The 19,753-nt window shown below is 69.2% G+C and carries 19 protein-coding genes; 7 read left to right on the forward strand and 12 right to left on the reverse strand.

Features of this window, described 5'->3' with window-relative positions; genetic code table 11:
* Nucleotides 1–4: 4 nt before the first annotated feature.
* From GQ57_RS27140 to GQ57_RS27150, 3 genes are all read right to left on the reverse strand, one after another.
* Nucleotides 5–907 carry a carbohydrate ABC transporter permease gene (locus GQ57_RS27140; RefSeq protein ID WP_034199511.1) on the reverse strand — a complete coding sequence of 301 codons (903 nt, stop codon included), beginning with the start codon at nt 905–907 and terminating at the stop codon, nt 5–7.
* On the reverse strand, nt 904–1,773 hold the full coding sequence (locus GQ57_RS27145; RefSeq protein WP_031403255.1) for a carbohydrate ABC transporter permease: 870 nt from the start codon (nt 1,771–1,773) through the stop codon (nt 904–906). The genes GQ57_RS27140 and GQ57_RS27145 overlap by 4 nt, the downstream gene beginning before the upstream one ends.
* Before the next feature lie 70 nt (nt 1,774–1,843).
* A complete protein-coding gene (locus tag GQ57_RS27150) occupies nt 1,844–3,079 on the reverse strand; it encodes an ABC transporter substrate-binding protein (protein ID WP_160257558.1) in 1,236 nt (411 codons plus the stop codon).
* Nucleotides 3,080–3,462: 383 nt separating this feature from the next.
* Between GQ57_RS27150 and GQ57_RS27155 the strand changes: the two genes are divergently transcribed.
* The gene (locus tag GQ57_RS27155; RefSeq protein WP_031403253.1) at nt 3,463–4,224 is read left to right on the forward strand and encodes a 2-keto-4-pentenoate hydratase; all 762 of its coding nucleotides are present in this window, start codon (nt 3,463–3,465) and stop codon (nt 4,222–4,224) included.
* A gap of 32 nt (nt 4,225–4,256) precedes the next feature.
* Here GQ57_RS27155 and GQ57_RS27160 read toward each other — a convergent pair whose 3' ends face one another.
* On the reverse strand, nt 4,257–5,174 hold the full coding sequence (locus GQ57_RS27160; protein WP_031403252.1) for a DMT family transporter: 918 nt from the start codon (nt 5,172–5,174) through the stop codon (nt 4,257–4,259).
* A gap of 234 nt (nt 5,175–5,408) precedes the next feature.
* On the opposite strand from GQ57_RS27160, the gene GQ57_RS27165 reads away from it, so the two are divergent.
* From GQ57_RS27165 to GQ57_RS27180, 4 genes are all read left to right on the forward strand, one after another.
* Nucleotides 5,409–5,963: a GNAT family N-acetyltransferase gene (locus tag GQ57_RS27165; RefSeq protein ID WP_031403251.1), complete on the forward strand. Its 555-nt coding sequence runs from the start codon at nt 5,409–5,411 to the stop codon at nt 5,961–5,963.
* A 111-nt stretch (nt 5,964–6,074) separates the two neighbouring features.
* Nucleotides 6,075–7,487, forward strand: a complete 1,413-nt coding sequence (locus GQ57_RS27170; RefSeq protein ID WP_034199512.1) for a hypothetical protein — start codon at nt 6,075–6,077, stop codon at nt 7,485–7,487.
* Nucleotides 7,488–7,665: 178 nt separating this feature from the next.
* Nucleotides 7,666–9,837 (forward strand): hypothetical protein, encoded by a 2,172-nt coding sequence (locus GQ57_RS27175; RefSeq protein ID WP_031403249.1) that lies wholly within the window; start codon nt 7,666–7,668, stop codon nt 9,835–9,837.
* Between the two features lie 11 nt (nt 9,838–9,848).
* Nucleotides 9,849–10,556: a DUF3142 domain-containing protein gene (locus GQ57_RS27180; protein ID WP_034199513.1), complete on the forward strand. Its 708-nt coding sequence runs from the start codon at nt 9,849–9,851 to the stop codon at nt 10,554–10,556.
* A 25-nt stretch (nt 10,557–10,581) separates the two neighbouring features.
* On the opposite strand, the gene GQ57_RS27185 is transcribed toward GQ57_RS27180, so the two are convergent.
* Nucleotides 10,582–10,956 (reverse strand): gamma-glutamylcyclotransferase family protein, encoded by a 375-nt coding sequence (locus GQ57_RS27185; protein ID WP_031403247.1) that lies wholly within the window; start codon nt 10,954–10,956, stop codon nt 10,582–10,584.
* Between the two features lie 58 nt (nt 10,957–11,014).
* Nucleotides 11,015–11,665, reverse strand: coding sequence for a LysE family translocator (locus GQ57_RS27190; RefSeq protein WP_034199514.1), 651 nt, complete (start codon nt 11,663–11,665; stop codon nt 11,015–11,017).
* Between the two features lie 165 nt (nt 11,666–11,830).
* Between GQ57_RS27190 and GQ57_RS27195 the strand changes: the two genes are divergently transcribed.
* Nucleotides 11,831–12,751 carry a LysR substrate-binding domain-containing protein gene (locus tag GQ57_RS27195; RefSeq protein ID WP_034199515.1) on the forward strand — a complete coding sequence of 307 codons (921 nt, stop codon included), beginning with the start codon at nt 11,831–11,833 and terminating at the stop codon, nt 12,749–12,751.
* An 87-nt stretch (nt 12,752–12,838) separates the two neighbouring features.
* On the opposite strand, the gene GQ57_RS27200 is transcribed toward GQ57_RS27195, so the two are convergent.
* Both GQ57_RS27200 and GQ57_RS27205 read right to left on the reverse strand, forming a co-directional pair.
* The gene (locus GQ57_RS27200) at nt 12,839–13,675 is read right to left on the reverse strand and encodes an alpha/beta fold hydrolase (RefSeq protein WP_031403244.1); all 837 of its coding nucleotides are present in this window, start codon (nt 13,673–13,675) and stop codon (nt 12,839–12,841) included.
* Between the two features lie 211 nt (nt 13,676–13,886).
* The gene (locus GQ57_RS27205) at nt 13,887–14,720 is read right to left on the reverse strand and encodes an oxidoreductase (protein ID WP_031403243.1); all 834 of its coding nucleotides are present in this window, start codon (nt 14,718–14,720) and stop codon (nt 13,887–13,889) included.
* Nucleotides 14,721–14,814: 94 nt separating this feature from the next.
* Here GQ57_RS27205 and GQ57_RS27210 point away from each other — a divergent pair, with 94 nt between their 5' ends.
* The gene (locus tag GQ57_RS27210; protein WP_031403242.1) at nt 14,815–15,786 is read left to right on the forward strand and encodes an AraC family transcriptional regulator; all 972 of its coding nucleotides are present in this window, start codon (nt 14,815–14,817) and stop codon (nt 15,784–15,786) included.
* 28 nt (nt 15,787–15,814) lie between these two features.
* Here the strand turns inward: GQ57_RS27210 and GQ57_RS27215 are convergent, their stop codons facing one another.
* The 4 genes from GQ57_RS27215 to GQ57_RS27230 form a co-directional block, all read right to left on the reverse strand.
* The gene (locus tag GQ57_RS27215; protein ID WP_031403241.1) at nt 15,815–17,200 is read right to left on the reverse strand and encodes an MFS transporter; all 1,386 of its coding nucleotides are present in this window, start codon (nt 17,198–17,200) and stop codon (nt 15,815–15,817) included.
* Nucleotides 17,201–17,237: 37 nt separating this feature from the next.
* Nucleotides 17,238–17,927, reverse strand: coding sequence for an NUDIX hydrolase (locus tag GQ57_RS27220; protein ID WP_034199516.1), 690 nt, complete (start codon nt 17,925–17,927; stop codon nt 17,238–17,240).
* 234 nt (nt 17,928–18,161) lie between these two features.
* Nucleotides 18,162–18,668: a hypothetical protein gene (locus tag GQ57_RS27225; protein WP_152601959.1), complete on the reverse strand. Its 507-nt coding sequence runs from the start codon at nt 18,666–18,668 to the stop codon at nt 18,162–18,164.
* 117 nt (nt 18,669–18,785) lie between these two features.
* Entirely contained in the window at nt 18,786–19,112 is a 327-nt protein-coding gene (locus tag GQ57_RS27230; protein ID WP_034199517.1) for an H-NS histone family protein, read from the reverse strand.
* Nucleotides 19,113–19,753: the final 641 nt, after the last annotated feature.

The following is a 19,753-nucleotide window of genomic DNA, read 5'->3' on the forward strand; positions in this document are numbered from 1 at the left end:
GGTTTCACCCCTTGACCGCGCCGGCCGTGATGCCCGCGACGATCCTGCGCTGGAGCAGGAAGAACAGCACGAGCAGCGGCAGCGTGCCCATCACGGCCGCCGGGAACAGCTTGGTCGGATCGATGTCGTTGGTGCCGATGAAGCGGAACACCGCGACCGTGATCGTGAACTTCGACGCATCCGTCAGGAACAGCAGCGGATAGACGAGGTCGTTCCACACCGACAGCGTGACGAACATCGCGAGCGTGCCCGTGATCGGCCGCAGCAGCGGCAGCACGATGTACCAGTACACCTGCAGCGGGCCGCAGCCGTCCATCACCGCGGCTTCCTCGAGTTCGAGCGGAATCCGTTTCAGGAAGCTGGTGTAGAAGAACACGCCGAGCGGCAGGCTCTGCACGGTGTAGGCGAGCACGACGCCGAGATACGTGTTGAGCAGGTGCAGGTCGCGGAACAGCACGTAGAGCGGCGTCAGGCTGACGAACATCGGGATCGTCAGGCCGAGCGTCAGCACGATGTAGACCGCGCCCGACAGCCGGCCCTTCACGCGCGCCAGCGGATACGCGGCGAGCGACGACAGCAGCGCGACCAGGCACGTGACCGCGAGCGTGATGCCGATCGTGTTGGCGACGCTGCGCCAGTAGTTCATTTGCGTGAACACGGCCGCGTAGTTGCCGAAGAACACGTGGTCGGGCAGGCCGAGCGGGCGCGCGATGATGTCGTCGCCGGTGCGCAGCGACATCAGCACCATGTAGATCGTCGGCAGCAGCACGATCGCGACGATCGCGATCGCGGCGACGAGCCGCGCGCAGCCCGGCACGCGGCGCAGCAGCGCGCCGGCGCGCCGCCCGCCGGCCGACGTGCCGGCGGCCGGGCGGCCTTCGTGAAAGCGTTGACGGATGACGTTCACAGGTTGTCCTCCCGGCGGCGCAGGATCGTGTTCTGCGTGGTGGCCACCACCACCACGATCGCGAGCATGATCATCGACAGCGCACTCGCGAAACCGAACTTGTAGTCGTTGAACAGGCTGTGGAAGATCTGCAGCCCGAGCGTGGTCGTCGCGCCGTCCGGCCCGCCGTTGGTCAGCACGAGCGGCAGCTCGAAGGTCTTCAGCGTGCCGATCGTGCTCAGCGTGATGTTCACGGTGAACGCCGGCGCGAGCAGCGGCAGGTCGATGCGCGTGAAGCGCACCCATGCGTTCGCGCCGTCGAGCTTCGCCGCGTCGTGCAGCTCCGCCGGAATGTTCAGGTAGCCGGCCAGGAAGATCGCCGTCGAGTAGCCGACGTACATCCACACGTGCACGGCCGTGACGGCCGGCAGCGTGACCGACGGATCGCCGAGCCACACCTGCTGCAGCGCGTCGAGATGCACGAGATGCAGCAGTTCGTTGATGCCGCCGCCGAGCGGCGAGTACAGGTACTCCCACACGAATCCGGCGATCACCGCCGAGAACATGCTCGGCACCAGCAGCCCGACCCGCAGCGCGCCGCGCAGCCGCGGCAGCGAGAACAGCAGCGCCGCGAACAGCAGCCCGAGCCCGTTCTGCACGATCACGACGATCGCCGCATACGTGAACGTGACGACGAGCGTGTGCAGGCTCGCGGGATCGCGGAACGCGGCGGCATAGTTCGCGAGCCCGATCCAGTGCGCATCGCCCACGCCGGAAAAATCCGTCAGGCTCATCCGCGCGGCCTTGAACAGCGGATACAGGCTCAACAGCGCGTACAGCGCGAGCGCCGGCACGGCGCACCACAGCAAGGTCCGGTTACGCTTCATCGCGCGCCTCCCTGGTCGAACCGCACCGCGCGCCGGCGCGCGGTGCGGGAAATGTCGGCGGACGGGCGGCTCATCGCGCGGCCGCATCCCAGCGGGCGAGCAGCTTCGCCGGGTCCTGCCCGATGTCGAGGAAATACGCGGACATCGAATTCCAGATCGCCGTGAACAGCGTGCCGGTCCACACGCCCTTCGGATACAGCACGACATGGCCGTTCTTCTGCGCGGCCGCATAGGGCTGCGCCTGCGGCGGCATCGCGTCGCTGCCGCCCTCGAACGGGCTGAATCCCGCTTCCGCGTCGAGGAACTGGCGGTCGTTGTCGGGACGCGCCCAGAACGCCAGCCACTTCTTCGCGGCGTCGGCCTGGTGCGACGCCGCGTTGATCGCCCACGCGGTGCCGAGCATGTCGAGCGCGACGGGCCCGTTGCCGGGCACCAGCGCGGGCAGCGGCGCGAACTGGAACGACAGCCCCTTCGTCGCGCTGAACTTCGCGATGTTCCATGCGCCCTGCGGCATCATCGCGACGCGGCCGGCCTGGAATTCGGTCAGCCCCGTGCTCCATGCGCTCACGCCGTCGTTCAGGCGCGGCGCGAAGCACTTCGCGTCCGCGAGCGTCTTCAGCGCGGCCACCGATTGCCTGAACGCCGGATCGGCCGCGAAGCGCGCGCTGCCCGCGCCGACGAACGATTCGGCCCGCGCGGTGGCATCGCCGCCGCCGGCCGCGAGCCCGGACGCGATCACGAGCGCCGCGGGCGCCCAGCCTTCCTTCGCGGGCAGCAGCATCGGCGTGATGCCGGCCGCCGCCAGCTTGCCGCAGGCGGCCTTCAACTGGTCGACGTCGGCGGGCACCGTCGCGACGCCGGCGCGCCTGAGCAGGTCGAGGTTCGCGAACAGGCCGATGCCGACCAGCTCCATCGGCAGCATGTAGGTCTTCCCGCCGATCTGCGCATGGCCGCGCACGCCGCGCCAGATCGTCGGCACCCACTTCTCGCCGCTCAGGTCCAGCAACTGGTGCGCCCCCTGCCATTGCCGCATCAGCTCGCGATCGACCATCAGCACGTCGGGCCCGTTGCCGCCCTGCAGCCGCGACGACACGACCGTCGTCGTGTCGTTGCGCGACATGTACTCGAACTTGACCTTGATGTCGGGGTTTTCCTTCTCGAACCTTGCGATCAGCGCCGCCATGTTGGCGGGCTCGGCGCCGCCGCCCTTCCAGCCCGTCACGTCGAGCGTGACCGGCGCGGCGCACACCTGCGCCGCCAACACCGAAAGGACTGCGAAAGTTGCCGCCCGAAGCCTGTTGAACATCTGCTGTCTCCACGTTGTTGTTGAATCGTTGCGCACGGCCAGTGGCGCACGGCCGGCGGTGCACGGCGAGTGCCGCATGGCCGGCGGCGCGCAGCGTGCGATCCGGCCGCGCCCCGTCGCCCGTCGCGCAGGAAACCCGCGTTTCCCCGTCATCCGATTCACTTGGGAAAGCGCTTTCCCTATTGTGTCGCACAACCTCCCCGGCTTGCAAGCGCCGGGGCGGACCGATCGTCTAGGGGATATCCCGGGGGCCTGTCGCGACGGGTGCGGGCGGCCCGTGCACGAACGGATCGAGCGGCCTTCGCGCCGAAGGCGCTATCATCGGATGTGCGACTTTCGTCCGGCCCTTTTTTGCCGGCCCACTTTCAACTCGTTCAACCGACATGACAACGACTACCGAACGCGTGGACGGCGCCGCCCAGCATCTCGTCGCCGCCCGCCATGCCGGCTCGCCCGGCCCGCTGCTGCCCGATACGCTGCGCCCCGAGAATGTCGAAACCGCGCTGGCGATCCAGCAACGCGTGGCCGACCTGCTCGGCGAACCCGTCGGCGGATGGAAATGCGCGCTGCCGCCGCCCGACCGCGTGATCCTCGCGCCGATCTTCGCGTCGACGATCCGCGCGGCCGACGCGCCGTACCGCGTCGTCGGCGGGCCGATCGTGCGGATCGAACCGGAGATCGCCTTCGTGCTCGATCGCGACCTGCCCGCGCGCGACCGGCCGTACGACGTACAGGACGTCCGCGCCGCGATCCGCGAAGTGCGCATCGTGCTCGAGGTGCTCGGCTGCCGCTATGCGGAGCCGGCGCGCGCGTCGAAGTTCGAGCTGCTCGCCGACGGGCAGTTCAACCAGGGCCTGTGCGTCGGGCCGGTCGTGCCCGGCGGGCTGGACGCGCCGCTCGAGACGCTCGCGCTGTCGTTCGAGGGCGCGCTGAACCGTGCGATCGACGGCCGCCATCCGGACGGCGATCCGCTGAAGCCGCTGGTGTGGCTCGTCAATTTCCTCGCGTCGCGCGGCGATGCCGTGCGCGCCGGGCAGATCGTGACGACCGGCTCGTATGCGGGGGCGATCGACGTGCCGCTCGGCGATGCGCTGACGGTCCGCTTCGGCGACCTCGGCAGCCTGTCGGTGACGTTGACGGCGTGACGCGCGCGGCGCGCCTGCCGATGCGCCCGGGTTCAGGTACGCCGCCGCGCGACCGGCCGTGACGGCAGCGTCATCGCGGCCACGCCTGCGACGACGCACCCGAGCCCCAGCCATGCCGACGTCGACAGCGACTCGCCGAGCAGCACGACGCCGATGCCGACGCCGATCGGCACGCGCAGGTAGGCCTGCGCCGTCGCGCCGACCGAACCGAGCGTCTGCACGAGGCGGAAGTAGATGACGAACGCCAGCGCGGTCGAGAACACCGCGAGCGCGACAAGCGCCATCAGCGAGTGCGGCGACGGGTGAAGCGTCCACGGGCGATCGACGACGAGGCTGGCCGGCACCAGCACGATCGCGCCGACGATCAGCGAGCCGGCGGCCGGCGCCGCGGGCGGCAAATCCTTGAAGCCGCGCCCGTAAATCGCGGCGCCCGCGTAGCAGACGGTCGCCGCGACGATCGCCAGTTGCGGCACGAGCTGCCGCCCCAGCCCTTCCAGCGCGCCGACGCCGACCACCAGCGCGATGCCGGCGAGCCCCGCGACGACGCCGAACAGCTTGCGCGGCGTCAACGTCTCGTGGCGGGTGATCAGCCACGTGCCGAGAAACGCGAGGACGGGCGACGCGGAATTGAGGATCGTCGCGAGGCCGGCTTCGACCGAACGCTCGGCCCATGCGATCAGCGTGAACGGCACGACGCTGTTCAGCAGCGCCTGCACGGCGAAACGACGCCACACGGCGGGATCGCGCGGCATCGCGACGCGGCGGATGCGCATCCACAGCAGCAGCGCCGAGCCCGCGATCAACGTGCGCGCGGCGATCAGCGTCAGCGGCGGGATCGTCTCGACGCCGATCCGGATGAAGGTGTAGGACGCGCCCCACAGCGTCGAGAGCGTCAGGAGCAGCAGCAGGTCCGCGACGGCGGGCGCTCTGGTGGGCGTGGCGGAATGCATGTCGGGTCGCTCGCGTTCGTGGTCCGTGACGGGGGCATGATCGACGCGCTCGGTACGCGTCATGCGAACGGATTGTGCGGGCGGCAGCGCGCGAACGCTTCGGCGTGACGCGAAATATGGATTGCAGCCCGCTCGGCCGCGCCCGGCGCATGCCGAATCCGGCGCGCCGTTCCGATATGCTTGTCGGATGCCGGGTTCGGGCCGAACCGCCCCCATGGAAACGGAGTGTCTGCGATGAATCGAGCGACGGCGCCGCGCAACGGCGCCCCCTGCTTCCGGGCAGCAAACGAGCGCGATGTCGACGCGCTCGTCCGGCTGATCAATTCGGCCTACCGCCCGACGACGGCCGAGGCCGGATGGACGCACGAGGCGGCCATCGTCGACGGGCCGCGGATCACGGCGCGCCAGGTCGCCGAGACGCTGGAGACGCCCGACACCGTCTTGCTCGTCGCCGAGATCGAAGGACGGGTTGCCGGTTGCATCGAAGTCGCGGCGACCGGCCCCGAGGCCCGCATCGGCACGCTGGCCGTCTCCCCGTCGATGCAGGATCGCGGGCTCGGCAAGGCGTTGCTGCACGAGGCCGAGCAGCTCGCGCGCCGCCGCTGGCAGATCGGCAAGGCCGTCATGGTCGTCCTGTCGGTCCGGCATGAACTGATCGACTTCTACGTGCGCCGCGGCTACGCCCGCACGGGCGAGCGGACGCGCTACCCGGTCGATGCGGGTGTCGGCATGCCCCGCGACGCCGACCTGACGATCGAGACGTTGACGAAAGACCTCGCGCGCGACTGACGCGGCCGGCGATCCGGGCGCGACGGCGTCCCGCATCGCCGCGACCATCCCGTTATCGTGCGTGCTAACGTTGCACATCATCGCGCGCCGCCTTCACGCTCCTATCCCGCCATGTCGCTGACACCGCTTCCCGCCCTGTTCGACGAAACCCTGCGCACCGTCGCGCGCCGCTACCGGCTGCCGCCGCTCGACGGCGCGCCGTCGCCGGCCGATGCCGTGAACCCGGCCGCCACCCTCGCCCACGTGATCGAGGCGGCACGCCGGATGCACGACGACGGCCGGGCGCCCGACGCGGCACTGCGGCAGCGCTTCATCGACGCCCTCGCGCAGATGATCCGCGACGCGATGGATCCGCATGCCGGCGATCCCGCCTTCCAGGCCTCGGTGCTGCGGCACGACGCGCCGAGCGTGCGCGAATACGCATCGTTGTCCGCGCACGCAGAGCAGGACCGGCGCGCGCTGCATTCGGCCGTCAATGCGATCGCGCATCCGGCCAAACTCGCGCGCAGCGCGCAGGCGTGGCAACGCGACGGGCTCGCGCGGCTGCACGCAGCCGCCACCGAAACGGCGTGGGCCGACCTGCACGCAACCTTGCTGCACCTGCTCGCACTGCCCGACATGGCGACCGATCCCGGGTTCGCGCAGGACATCGTCCGGCTGAAGGACAGCCCGGCGCTCGAACGCATGCTGCGGGTCGGCGCGCTGGCGTCGGACGAACACGTTCGCCGCTACCGCGCGCTCTGGGTCCGGCAGGGCCCGCCGGAAGGCAGCACGATCGCGCTCGCGCAGGGCGTCGCGTCGCAGCAGCGCGGCGCGGCCGTCGAGGCGCTGGCCGCGCAGGCGCTCGACGCGCTGGCCCGCCGGCTCGAAGCCGTGGACGCCCGCCGCACGTACCGGGTGATCACGTCGATGCGCGTGCCGTCGTCGATCCCGGGCCGGCACGACCGCGCGAAAACCGAATGGGACGCGCTCCTGCTCGAACGCCCGCGCGGCGACGACCCGGCATCCGCCTGGAACGTCCGCTTCCTCGTCGAGGCGAAGGCCTCGGCGGATGCCGCGACGACCGACCTGCCACGGCTGCTGCGCGGCCTGAACCTGCTCGCGCAGGCCGACCCGGGCACGACCTATTCGTTCGAGACGCATCAGGGCACGGTACGCGTGCACGGCGCGTCGCTGCGCGCGCTGACGACCGACGACGCGGCGCTGCAACGGGAAGTGCTCTATTGCTGCGATGCATCGGCGGACCCGACGCCGCGCCTGCTGGGCGCCGCGAGCCGGATGCAGCTGCTGTCGGCGCAAGCCAGCCTCGACTATGCGAGCGCGCTCGCGCAACGGCCGGACGCCGACCCGGCCGGCCTCGGCGTCGTCTGGCATGCGCTGCTGACGCTGCCGCAATGGCGCGCGGTGCTGCATCAATACCCGTCGTTGCGGCAAGTCCGCGAACTGATGGTGGCGATCGACGACCTGCGGGCCGCGATCGACGACGCCGCCGACGACGGCGTTGCCAGCAGCGTGTGCGCGTGACGCGCGAGCGCTGGCGTCGCGCGCCGCCCGCCCGGCCGGCACGCACGCCGGAAGGCCGCCGCAGGTTCAGCGGGCGCCGGGTGCCCTGATCGGCCCCGCCGGTGCGGTACGATACGCGCCGGGGCACGACGCCCCCTGAGAGACCCGGCCGTCGCGGCCCCACCTCCGCACAAGAAAAATGCCAACAACCCGATTGCTGCACCGAAACCTGTTTGCCGCGCTGGCGGCCAGCCTGCTCTGGATTCCGGCCGCCCGCGCCAGCGGGGACGACGGCTGCTATGCGCCGGCCACGCTCCGGCAAGCCGGCTATTCGTGCGCCAACGTGCCGATGCTGAGCCCCGCCAACGACACGCGCGTCAACGCGATGCTGATGATGGTGGACAGCGGCAAGGTCGCGCAGGTGTTTCCGGACCCGAAGACCATCCCGGCGAAGGATCGCATCAACCAGATCATCGTGCCGTTCCCGATGGACTTCTCCGGATGGATCGACATCGGCCAGAAGCAGCCCGACAAGGGCGGCGGCACGGCGGATGCCGATGCGTCGTCGAGCCAGTACGCCGACGGCGAAGGCAGCATCTGCCGCAGCATGAGCGCGGGCGTCGACGCGTTCAACGACGCGCTGACGGGCGCCGGCGGCCTCCCCGCCGACGAAGCCGCCCGGCTGCGCGCCGCGCGTACCGACATCGCGCAGAAAACCTGCGCCGCGGGCGGCGCGAACGCCGCGTGGACGAAGCCGCCGGTCAAGTCGCCGCTCGGCCAGCAGTTCGCCGCGTACCTCGACGGCACGAACGCGTTCTACCGCGACGACTTCCTCACGGCGACCCGTGCGTTCGCGAACGCCTCGCACAGCGCGAACCCGTGGCTGAAGGAAACCGGGCTGTACATGGTCGGGCGCGCGCAGTTGAACGCCGCGCAGGCCGACGCGTTCAACAACGACAACCCCGCGCCGTCGCGCGACCGCGTGACGAAGGTGTCGCTCGACGCCGCGAACACGGTGTTTCGCACCTATCTGAAGGTGTATCCGCAGGGGCTCTACGCGGCTTCCGCGACGGGGCTGCTGCGGCGCGTCGCGTGGCTCGGCGGGAACGTCACGCAACAGGCCGACCTCTACGGCCGCGCGCTCGCGCGCTGGTCGCCGGAGACGTCGAACGTGCCGCTGATGCAGCTGGCGAACGAACTCGACAGCAAGCTGCTGTTCGGCTCGGAACTCGACGCGCGCCAGATCCAGTCGCCGACCGTGCTCGCGACCGTCGACCTGCTGCGCATGCGGCTCTCGAACAGCAGCGATCCGGGCACCAGCAAGCCGCTGACGCTCGACGAGCTGCAGGCGCAGAAGCCGCGCTTCGCGAACGCGCCGGTGCTCTACGACTACCTGCTCGCGACCTGGTATGTCCAGATCGGGCACAAGCCGGAGGCCGCGCTCGCCTTGCTGCCGCAGACGCCGGCCACGCCGCTCGACTACTTCGGCCTGAGCCAGCAGGCGCTGCGCGGGTTCGCGCTGGAGGATAGCGGCCAGGGCGACAAGGCCCGCCAGCTGTGGCGCGACCTGATCCCGCTCGCGAAGCTGCGCTTCCAGCGCGAGGCGCTGGAGCTCGCGCTCGCGATCAACCTGGAGCAGGCGGGGCTCGTCAACGACGTGTTCGCCGACGATTCGCCCGTGCAGAACGCCGCGATCCGCGCGATCCTGCTGCAGCACTCGGCCAATGCGGACCTGCTGCGCGCGCAGGCGCAAAACCAGGCGGCCGGCGGCGCGATCCGCGACACCGCGCTGTACACGCTGCTGTACAAGGAGCTCACCCGTTCGCGCTACGCCGACTTCGTCGCCGACGCCGCGCTGGTATCCGGCACGCCGGCCGATCCGCTGAAGCCGTTCGTCGCGGCCGGCGCCAAGAACGAGGACGGCTATGCGTGCCCGTCCGCCCGCGACATCGCCACGGCGCTCCAGCAGAACCCGGGCGACGCGAAGGCGCTGAACTGCCTCGCCGATTTCGTGCGCCTGCATCCGCCCGCGTCGGGCGTCGACAGTGACCCGGTGCCGCCGTGGACGCGCAATGCGTCGACGGCAACCGCCACGCGCGTACCGCCGACGCTCGGCGCGGCGCCCTCGCAGTTCGCGGGCAAGCCGTACGAGCGGATGCCGAGCTACGTGACGGTGATGGCCGATGCGCAGGCGAACCCGAACGACCGCGCCTACGCGTTCTACCGCGCGATCAAGTGCTATGCGCCGGGCGGCAACAACGAATGCGGCGGCAAGGACGTGCCGAAGAACGCGCGCAAGCGCTGGTTCGACACGCTGAAGAGCACCTACCCGGGCAGCCCGTGGGCGCAGAAGCTCCGCTACTACTGGTAAGCACGCGCCGCGTGAGGCGCATCGCGTGCCTCGCGCTGCTGCTGGCCGCGCGCGTCGCGCCGGCCGGCACCGTCGACGCCGCCCGGTACGACGCGTTCTGGCTGTGGGCCGGCGTGAAGCCGCAGGCCATCGTGCGCGACGCCCGCGCCGTCTACGTGCTGCAAGGGCAGATCGAGGCGGCGCCGCGCGACGAATCGCAGGTGCGCGTCATCGCGCAGGGCGTCGCGCTGCCGCCCGCGCCACATGCGCGCGTGTGGCTCGTCTACCGGGCGCATACGCTGCGCTGGACGCCGCGCGTCACGCAGATCATGCTCGCGCAGCTCGAGCGCTGGCGCGCGTCGGGCCGCACGATCACGGGCATCCAGATCGACTTCGATGCGCGCACGCGCCACCTGCAGGACTACCTCGAATTCCTGCGGACGCTGCGCGCGACCCTGCCCGCCGATTGCCGGCTGAGCATCACGGGGCTGCTGGACTGGAGCAGCCGCATCGATACCGACCAGGTCAACCAGCTCAGGGGCATCATCGACGAAGTGGTCGTGCAGACCTACCAGGGCCGCCGCACGATTCCCGACTATGCGAACTACCTGCCGCGCGTCGCGCGGCTGCAGTTGCCGTTTCGCATCGGCATCATCCAGGGCGGCGAGTGGGACGCGCCGCCGTATCTCGCGACGAATCCGTGGTTCCGCGGCTACGTCGTGTTCCTGCGCAACGGCTAGCGGCCGGCCACGCCCGCGCTCCGCTTCAATCCGGGCGCGGCGAACGCGCGTCCACGTACACCCATGCCGCGACGCCCGACTCGAGCACGACGCGATCGCGCCGGTACGCGTCGACTTCGTAATCGTCCGCGTGCTGCAGTTCTTCGCGCGTGATGGCAAATACGGTGCCGGTCACGCGGTCGGCCGGCTCGCCGGTACGGGTCACCACCGGATGATGCGTCTTCCCGCTCGTCGCGACCACGTCCGGATCCTCGATCTTCAGCATCGTCATCGCGTAGCCGGGCATCGCGTCCGCGCGCCCGTCGAGCTTGCGGCCGAAGGTGGCGAGCTGTACCTGCTCGAGTTGCAGCGTGCCGTACGAGAAGAGTTGCTCGGAGAAAGTCGGGGTCGTGCTGGACATGATGGCATTCGGCAAGGAAGTCAGGAAAAACGAAGCGTAACGCGAATCGCCGATACGTTCACGCAGCATCCACGATCGCACTGCCGAGCCCGGCGAGCGCGATCGCGAGCAGCGCGAGCGCCGACGATGCGACGATCCAGCGTTGCTTGCGCTGGATCAGCGGATGGTTGATCGCGGCCATGTAGCCGGCCATGATCGTGAAATCGACCGCGATCCACAGCACGGCCAGGATGGCCAGGCTCACGCGCGAGTCCGGCGTGATGCCGACGAACTGCGGAAAGAACGCGACGAAGAACAGCAGATCCTTCGGGTTCGCGATGCCGACGAGAAAACCGCGCACGGGGCCGGGCAATCCCCGCGACGGCGCGACCGGCGCGCCCACCGCCGCGTCGCGGGCGTCGCGCGCACGGCCGGCACGCGATTCGCCGAGCAGCGTCCGGATCGCCAGCACCGCGATGAACACGCACCCCGCCATGTGCAGCCCCGTCAGCAAGCGATCGCTGACGAGCACGACGCCGAACACCATCAGCATCGCGCCCGCGATCATCACGAGGCTCGCGGCATTCGCGCCCACCGCGGTCAGCATGCCCTGGCGAAAGCCGCGCCGCGCGACGGTGCCCGTCACGAGCATGATGACCGGGCCCGGCGTCGCGATGAGCAGCACGATTGCCGCCAGATAGCCGAACAGCAGCGGATAGTGGAGTGTCATGATAAAAAGTTGTCGAATGGTTTGACGCGCGCACCTGTCACGGTGGCATCATGGAAGCCCGACGCGTCGAATCGCGCGGCCTGATGCAGTATTGCGCGCCGGCCTCACGTCGGAAAAACGGAAAATCCTGTCGCATGACATGAGTTTTATTCATATTCGAAACCCGTGAAGGCCAAACCGCTGCCCCCCGTCTATGCACTGCGCGCGTTCGAAAGCGCCGCGCGCACCGGCTCGTTCACGCTGGCCGCCGAAGAGCTGAGCCTGACGCAGAGCGCCGTCAGCAAGCACGTGAAGACGCTCGAGGCCTACTTCGGCCGGAAGCTGTTCGTCCGGCGCGGGCCGAAAATGACCGTGACGGCGGAAGCCCGCATCTTCGCGTCGGGGCTCAGGCGCGGTTTCCGCCAGGTCGAGGAAGCGTGCATGCTGTTCCAGACGCAGCGCGACGTGTTGCGGCTCAAGGCGCCGTCCACGCTCACGATGCGCTGGCTGCTCGACGCGCTGGCCGCCTTTCGCGGCACGCGGCCCGCGTTCGAGGTGCAGATCGCGAGCGTGTGGATGGATATCGATACCGTCGACTTTTCCAGCGAGTCCTACGATTGCGCGATCCTGCTCGGCACCGGCCGGTTCGGCGAGAACACCCAGTGCGTGAAGCTGTTCGACGAGTGGCTGATTCCGGTGTGCTCGCGCGCAACCGCGACCGTCGCCCGCACGAACCCGGCTGCCTGCGAACTGATCCACCCGTCGCCCGATCGGCGCGACTGGCGACGCTGGCTCAAGGGCAGCGGCCACGACCTGGAGGTGGACATCACGCGCGGGCAGGTGTTCGACATGCTCGAACAGGGGATTGCGGCGGCCATCGCGGGCCACGGCATTTCGATCGGCGACCTCGCGCTGTGCGCGCGGGCCGTCGACGAGAAGCAGCTCGTACTGCCGTTCAAGACAGCCGTCAGCAGCGGCGACGCGTACTACCTCGTGTGGCCGGAAGACTCCGGTAAGGCCGCGCAGGTGCGCGAACTGCATGCGTTCCTTGCCGACCGGATGCCGCGTCTCGCGCATCCGGGCATCCGCTTCAACGACATCGGCTGAAGCGCGCGGCCGGCGACGGGCGGCGCGTCTCGCGGGGCGGCCGGAGGGCCCGGCCGTCGGTCACGGCGCGGGCCCGCGGCGACGCCGTTACGCCTGCACGAAAGCCAGCAGGTCGGCGTTGAGGACGTCCGCGTTGACCGTCAGCATCCCGTGCGAGTAGCCCGGGTAGGTTTTCAGCGTGCCGTTCTTCAGCAGCTTGATCGACTTCAGCGCGGCATCCGCGATCGGCACGATCTGGTCGTCCTCGCCATGCAGCACGAGCGTCGGGACGGAGATCGACTTCAGGTCCCCGGTCTGGTCCGTTTCCGAGAATGCCTTGATGCCGTCGTAGTGGGCCTTCGCGCTGCCCTCCATCCCCTGCCGCCACCAGTTCCGGATCACGCCCTGATGCACGGTCGCGCCTTCGCGGTTGAAACCGTAGAACGGGCCGCTCGGCACGTCGAGGAAGAACTGCGCGCGATTGTCGGCGAGCGCCTTGCGGAAGCCGTCGAACACTTCGATCGGCAGGCCTTCGGGGTTCGATGCGGTTTTCACCATCAGCGGCGGCACCGCGCTGACCAGCACGGCCTTCGCGACGCGACCGGCCGGCTCGCCGTGCTTCGCGACGTAGCGGGCCACTTCGCCGCCGCCGGTCGAGTGGCCGATATGCACCGCATTGCGCAGGTCGAGCGCTTCGACGACCGCGAACGCGTCCGCCGCGTAATGATCCATGTCGTGGCCGTCGGAGACCTGCGCCGAACGGCCGTGGCCGCGCCGGTCGTGCGCGATCACGCGGTAGCCCTTCTCGACGAAGAAGAGCATCTGCGCATCCCAGTCGTCGCCGGACAGCGGCCAGCCATGATGGAACATGATGGGCTGCGCATCCCTCGGGCCCCAGTCCTTGTAGAAAATCTCGACGTGATCCTTCGTGGTGACGTATGGCATCGCGATTGACTCCTGTGATGTGGACGAACACGGCACATTGGCCGGAAGCCATTATCGGCCATTATTGTGAAACCCCCGCGCCACGGTGCAGACGCGCTCGCCGCCCTTGCTCCGGCGGGTACGCGGGCGGTTGCACGGTCGCGCTGCGTTGCAGCAACGACACCCGCACGCGACGCGGCGCCCGGATTCCCGCGCGCCGTCGCACCGCGCATCAGACGTCCGTCGACACCGTCACGGCCTCCCATGCGCGAATCTCGTCGCCGAGCGCGTCCAGCTTGTTGCGCACGAGCCGCAGCGCATCGCTGCCGAGCAACAGGTGCGCCGGCGGATGCTCCGCCGCGATCGCCGCGAGCATCGCCCGCGCGGCCTTCGCGGGATCGCCCGGCTGCTTGCCGCTTCTCTCCTCGCGCGCCTGGCGGATCGGGTCGAACAGCGCGTCGTAATCCGCGATCGCGCGCGGCGTGCGGACCATCGAGCGGCCGGCCCAGTCGGTGCGGAACGAACCCGGCGCCACGGCCGTCACGAAGATGCCGAACGGCGCGAGTTCCTTGCCGGCGGCTTCGGAAATCCCTTCCAGCGCGAACTTGCTGCCGCAGTAGTAGGCGATGCCCGGCATCGTGATGTGGCCGCCCATCGACGTGATGTTCAGGATGCGGCCGCGCCGCCGCGCCCGCATGAACGGCACGACGGCCTTCATCATCGCGACCGCGCCGAACACGTTCACGTCGAACTGCCGGCGCAGCTCCGCGAGCGGCGCCTCTTCCATGATGCCTTCGTGTCCGTAGCCGGCGTTGTTCACCAGCACGCCGACGGGCCCGACGTCCGCTTCGATCGCCGCGACGACGCCGTCGATGCGATCGAAATCCGTCACGTCGAGCACCCGCGCGAAAGCCGCATCGGCGGACAGCGCCTCGAATTCCCGCGCCGCCTGCGCGCTTCTGACGGTGCCGACGACCGTGTAGCCGGCCGCGAGCGCCTCCTGTGCAAGCGCGCGGCCGAAGCCGCTGCTGACACCGGTGATGAGCATGAGATTGCCTGATGCCATTTGCGTTTCTCCCGAGTATCGATTGATGCATGCATACTAGTCTGGCCAACGATGCCGGATAAGCCCGATTCCGCTGATTTTCTTGCACAAAACTATGAGTGCCACACCCGCATCCCTGTCGCCGCCCTCGCCGTCGCCGCGCGACCGGAAGCGCCTGGCCGCGCTGCTGCGCGCACTGGCGCCCGACGAAGGCTACAACCTGACGGCGCTGCCGAGCGTGCGCATCCTGCGTTCGAACCGCGCGCTGTCGCGCACGCCGGTGCTGTACGACCCGGGCATCGTGATCGTATGCCAGGGCTGCAAGCGCGGCTATTTCGGCGGCGAACGCTACCTGTACGACGCGCATCACTACCTGGCGGTATCCGTACCCGTGCCGTTCAGCATGGAAACCGACGCCACGCCCGAGCGCCCGCTGCTCGCGCTGTACCTGCACCTCGATTTCACGATGGCCGCCGAACTCGCGGCGCAGATCGACCGCGAAGGCATGCCCGAACCCGTGCAGGCGCCGCGCAGCATGATGTCGACGCCGATGGATGGCGCGATGCACGCATCGGTGCTGCGTTTCGTCGAGGCGATGCAGCGGCCGCTCGACGCGGCGGTGCTCGGCCCCGCGCTGCTGCGCGAGCTGTACTTTCGCGTGCTCACCGGCGCGCAGGGCAGTGCGCTGCGCAGCGCGCTGGCAATGCGCGGACAGTTCGGCCGGATCGGCCGGTCGCTGCGCGTCATTCACGCCGAATACGCCCGACCGCTCGACGTGACGCAGCTGGCCGACGAAGCCGGCATGAGCGTGCCGAGCTTTCACAGCCACTTCAAGGCGATCACGCAGGTGTCGCCGATGCAGTACCTGAAGTCGACGCGACTGCATCAGGCGCGCTTGCTGATGGTGCGCGAGGACCTGACGGCGGAGGCGGCCGGCCATGCGGTCGGTTACGCGAGCCCGTCGCAGTTCAGCCGCGAATTCAAGCGCCTGTTCGGCCTGACGCCGGCGAAGGAGGCGGAGCGCATGCGCGCGAGCTTCGCCATTCCGGCCGCATTCGACGATGCGGTGTTCGTGTCGTCGCATTGACCCGCATCGCGCGACACGCCGGCGCCAGCTAGCCGCGCCGCCGATAAACGCGCGCGATGCTCGCGACGAGCGACAGCGCGGCGATCGCGCAGGCCAGCGCGAATACATGAACGGGAAACTGCCGCTCACCGCCGCCCGCTCCGCCGACGAGGGCGATCACCACGGCGACCAGCGCGGCGCCGATGGACTGGCCGGTGGTTCTCGCCGTCGACAGCACGCCGGAAGCGGTGGCCGTGCGGTTCTTCGCCGCGTTCGCGAACATCTCCTTGTTGTTCGGCGGGAGAAAGAAGCCGTACCCCACGCCGCAGAGCGCGACGCGCCACAGGAAGTCCGCGTCGGACGGTTGCGCGGGCAACAGGATCAGCGAACCGATCCCGAGACAGAACACCGACACGCCGGTGCTCGACAGCAGCGTCGCATTGAAGCGATTCGCGAGCCGCCCCGCGAACGGCGCGCACAGCGCGACTGCGATCGGCCAGGGCGTAAAGACCAGCGCGGATTTCAGCACGCCGTACCCGTACGTGTGCTGCAGCACGAACGGCAAGGCCACCAGCGCCATGCCCTGCGACACGAACATCGTCACGGATGTCAGCACCGCGAACGTGTACCGGCGCGACCGGAAGATGTCCAGCGGCAGCAGCGGATGCCGCGCCCTGGTTTGCCCGAGGCAGAATGCCAGCATCGAGGCGGCCGCCGCGACGACGAGCACGAGCACCGTACGATGGCTCCACCGCCCGATCTGGTCGACGGCGAGCGCGAAGAGGCCGAACGCGGCGGCGGAGGTCACCGCGCCCGCCACGTCGAAGCCGCGCGCCCGATGCGTGTCTTTCCCCAGCGCGACGAACGAGAACGCGATGGCGGCGATCCCGAACGGGAGGTTGATGTAGAACAGCCAGGGCCACGACGCCCACGAGACGATCAGGCCGCCCAATGCGGGACCGACGGCCGTGCCCACCGCGAACACCAGCGCGTTGACGCCGAACACCGTCCCCAGCGAGCCGGGCGGAAAGATCACCCGGTAGAGGCCGTAGCCGACGCTGATCAGGATTGCGTAGCTGACACCCTGCAGGATCCGCATCGCCACCAGCGCGCCGAAGGTGGACGCCAGCCCGCAGCCGAGCGACGAGAGCGTAAACAGCACCAGCCCGATCGTGTAAAAGCGTCGCTCGCCGATTCTCGAGCCGAGCGACGCGCACGTCAGCATCGTCGCCGCGCTCGCCACCTGATAGCCGTTCGCCACCCAGATCACGGAAGCGGCGTTCACGCCCAGGTCGGTCGAGATCGTCGGCAGCGCGATGTTGACGATCGCGCTGTCCAGCGCGGACATGAACACGCCGATCAGAATCGCGACGGCTGCAAAATAGCGGCGCGGAACGTCGAAGCCCTCGTCGTCGAACGTTTCTGCGATCTCCATGAGCGATCCTTGCCGGGCGCGCACCCGGAGCATGTGCCTAGTCGCGACGCGTACGCTCGCCGGACGCGACGTCGCGCGCCAGCCCCGCCAGCGACTTCAGGATCAGCGCCGTCACGCCCCAGATGTCCTGCGCCTGCTCCGCCCAGTACCATGCGCCCGCGCGTTCGCCGTCCGCGTACTGGCGCGGCAGGTCCGGATTCAGCAGCGCGGAGAACGGAAACTCGAAGATCTCCGCGACTTCCGCGGGCGACGCATCCCATTGCGCCGTTGCCGGCACGATGCCGACCACGGGAAAGATCGCGTGATTGCGCTTTCGGGTCTTGTGGATCGGCAGGCACCCGACCACGCCGATCGCGCCGGGATCGAGCCGGATTTCCTCGAATGCCTCGCGCAATGCGGTCGCGCCGATGTCACGGTCGGACTCCGCCGGGCGGCCGCCCGGAAAACTCACGTGCGACGAGTATTCGCTGAGCCCCGACGCACGCCGGGTCAGCAGGATCGTCGGCTCGGGCCGCGCGACGATCGCGACCAGGACGGCCGAGAATTTCCACTGTCCGTCGTTGTCCGCGAGATGGCGCTCCGCGCTCGGCCAATCGGTGCCGGCAGGAATGCCGTAACTTTCCACGCCGCGCACGAGCGCGGCCAGGGCGGCCTGCGGCGCGCCGGTTTCCGTCGGCGCTGGCGCAAGCCCGCGACCGGTATTCGGGACGTTTTCGTCGGGTTTCATGTCTTCTGCCAGATTAATGTCGAAGAACACCCATCCAAATCAAAGTACCCTCCAGCCAGTCGGCAGCTTACCTCATCGACTCGTTCGCTTCACGCGGGCGCGGTCCGGAGCGATACGGGTTGCCGCCGCGGGCGCTCATTCCGAACGCCTGAACAGCGAAACGGTACGGGCGGCGCGTCGTCGCGCGAGCATGCGCGCACGGCCGGCGCGACGGCCCGGCTCCGGGAGGAGTCTTCACCGGCGTCGCGAGAAACGGGATGATTCCCTGCGTTCCAGCGCAAGCGAAATGTCGAGGAGATCGCTTGCGAGTATTTGCGCCTGTTCCGCCTGCTCGGCGTGACGCTTGAGCCCTTCCAGCGGCGAGCCCGGGTGATGCGCCATTCCCCCCAGGAACATCAGCGCAGCAGCGTCGGCGTGGGCACGGGCGCGCACGGCGTGGAGCCGGGCTTTCCGGACACGCGAGCCGATCAGGTCGATGCGGGCGCGAACGCTCGGGAAATGCGCGGTCGCCAGGCTCAGGTGCCGGCCTTCCAGATTTTCGAGTTCGGAGACGCTGGCTTCCGCCCGGACGGCGGAAATGGTCGCGGCGAGCACCACGTCGGCCCCGCTCGGATCCGCAGGCACGCGCGGCGCTTGCAAGCCGCCCGGCTTGCGGTACGCCGCCGGAATGCAATGCCGGACCGATGCGCGGATCAGTTCCCAGGCAACACGAATTCGGTCGGGCGACGATGATCTGGACATGGTATGCCGTAAGCTCGCATGGACCGGGCCGGCGTTCGGGTGCCGGCCACCGCATTCCGGATGGTTCGTGACGCCGGGCGATCGTTCCGCGAGTCGCCCCCGCCCCTCGCTTGCCCGCTATGCCGCGCGCTCCGCGATCTCATGCGCGTCGTGAATCAGGAACTGGTCCCGTTCGCGGCCGGCGATCCACCGGGGCTCCCGCCCGCGCCCGCTCCATTGGGCACCGGATTCCGGATCGCGGTACTTGATGGCGGCGGGACCGCGGCGCTTGACGGGGCGCGGCCTGAGCTTCGGCCTGGAGAACAGGTCCTCGGGCCTCAGATCGAATTCGGCAATCAACCGTTGTATTTCCTTGATCGCGCTCGCCAGTTCCTGAGTACGCGCAAGTTCGGCCTGCGTCTGGAGTTTTTGAATCTGGTCTTTCAAATCTCGGTAGCTCTGCATATCGTATTCTCGAAACGAAGAAAGTCAATCGTCTGTCTTCTCTCGACAGTCGCGACAATTAAACATAGGTATCCGAATCATATCGAGCTGATGCCGTGCGCCGCGTCGAATAAAAGGCGCGATCGAAACAAGCGATCGCGAACCGTCCGCGCCGACAGCCTGCCCATCGCCGGACACGGACCGGCCGGCGACCGAGGCTACGTGTCCTCGCCGGACTGGAATCGCGCATCGGCAAAGTGACGGCTCGAAGTCCGTCCGGGCCCATGCAGGCAACGCGCTCCGGCGCGCAAGATCCCGTCGGCGACTGCATGCCGGCTCGACAACCCCGTGTTCGACCGCCGCCGGAGCCGACGATCGCATCGGGCGATGCGGGCAGCGACAGCGCCCGGCGCACCGACGCAATGCGCTTCGATCGGACAGGGTCGTCGTGACATACGGTCAGCCATGGTGGTCCCTCAGTGGGTATGCCAGGGTCGGGCCGCAGGCGATGTCGCAGCATCGTCCGCGGCCGCGCGGTCTTGCAGCGCCGCTTCGCACCTCGCGCGGTGCGCGCTGCGTGAAGTGGAGCGCGGCATCGTCACGCCCGGCTCCACCCCTGCACGCGCGAATCACTCATCCGGTCCGTCGTCGACGGCCGGTGC

This window comes from Burkholderia sp. MSh2, from assembly GCF_000731655.1.
GTDB classification, from domain to species: domain Bacteria; phylum Pseudomonadota; class Gammaproteobacteria; order Burkholderiales; family Burkholderiaceae; genus Burkholderia; species Burkholderia paludis.

Coding starts and splice junctions, on each gene's coding strand:
- GQ57_RS27145 (WP_031403255.1), bottom strand. CDS start 1,773: ATGAAGCGTAACCGGACCTTGCTGTGGTGCGCCGTGCCGGCGCTCGCG.
- GQ57_RS27150 (WP_160257558.1), bottom strand. CDS start 3,079: ATGTTCAACAGGCTTCGGGCGGCAACTTTCGCAGTCCTTTCGGTGTTG.
- GQ57_RS27155 (WP_031403253.1), top strand. CDS start 3,463: ATGACAACGACTACCGAACGCGTGGACGGCGCCGCCCAGCATCTCGTC.
- GQ57_RS27160 (WP_031403252.1), bottom strand. CDS start 5,174: ATGCATTCCGCCACGCCCACCAGAGCGCCCGCCGTCGCGGACCTGCTG.
- GQ57_RS27165 (WP_031403251.1), top strand. CDS start 5,409: ATGAATCGAGCGACGGCGCCGCGCAACGGCGCCCCCTGCTTCCGGGCA.
- GQ57_RS27170 (WP_034199512.1), top strand. CDS start 6,075: ATGTCGCTGACACCGCTTCCCGCCCTGTTCGACGAAACCCTGCGCACC.
- GQ57_RS27175 (WP_031403249.1), top strand. CDS start 7,666: ATGCCAACAACCCGATTGCTGCACCGAAACCTGTTTGCCGCGCTGGCG.
- GQ57_RS27185 (WP_031403247.1), bottom strand. CDS start 10,956: ATGTCCAGCACGACCCCGACTTTCTCCGAGCAACTCTTCTCGTACGGC.
- GQ57_RS27190 (WP_034199514.1), bottom strand. CDS start 11,665: ATGACACTCCACTATCCGCTGCTGTTCGGCTATCTGGCGGCAATCGTG.
- GQ57_RS27200 (WP_031403244.1), bottom strand. CDS start 13,675: ATGCCATACGTCACCACGAAGGATCACGTCGAGATTTTCTACAAGGAC.
- GQ57_RS27205 (WP_031403243.1), bottom strand. CDS start 14,720: ATGGCATCAGGCAATCTCATGCTCATCACCGGTGTCAGCAGCGGCTTC.
- GQ57_RS27210 (WP_031403242.1), top strand. CDS start 14,815: ATGAGTGCCACACCCGCATCCCTGTCGCCGCCCTCGCCGTCGCCGCGC.
- GQ57_RS27215 (WP_031403241.1), bottom strand. CDS start 17,200: ATGGAGATCGCAGAAACGTTCGACGACGAGGGCTTCGACGTTCCGCGC.
- GQ57_RS27220 (WP_034199516.1), bottom strand. CDS start 17,927: ATGAAACCCGACGAAAACGTCCCGAATACCGGTCGCGGGCTTGCGCCA.
- GQ57_RS27225 (WP_152601959.1), bottom strand. CDS start 18,668: ATGTCCAGATCATCGTCGCCCGACCGAATTCGTGTTGCCTGGGAACTG.
- GQ57_RS27230 (WP_034199517.1), bottom strand. CDS start 19,112: ATGCAGAGCTACCGAGATTTGAAAGACCAGATTCAAAAACTCCAGACG.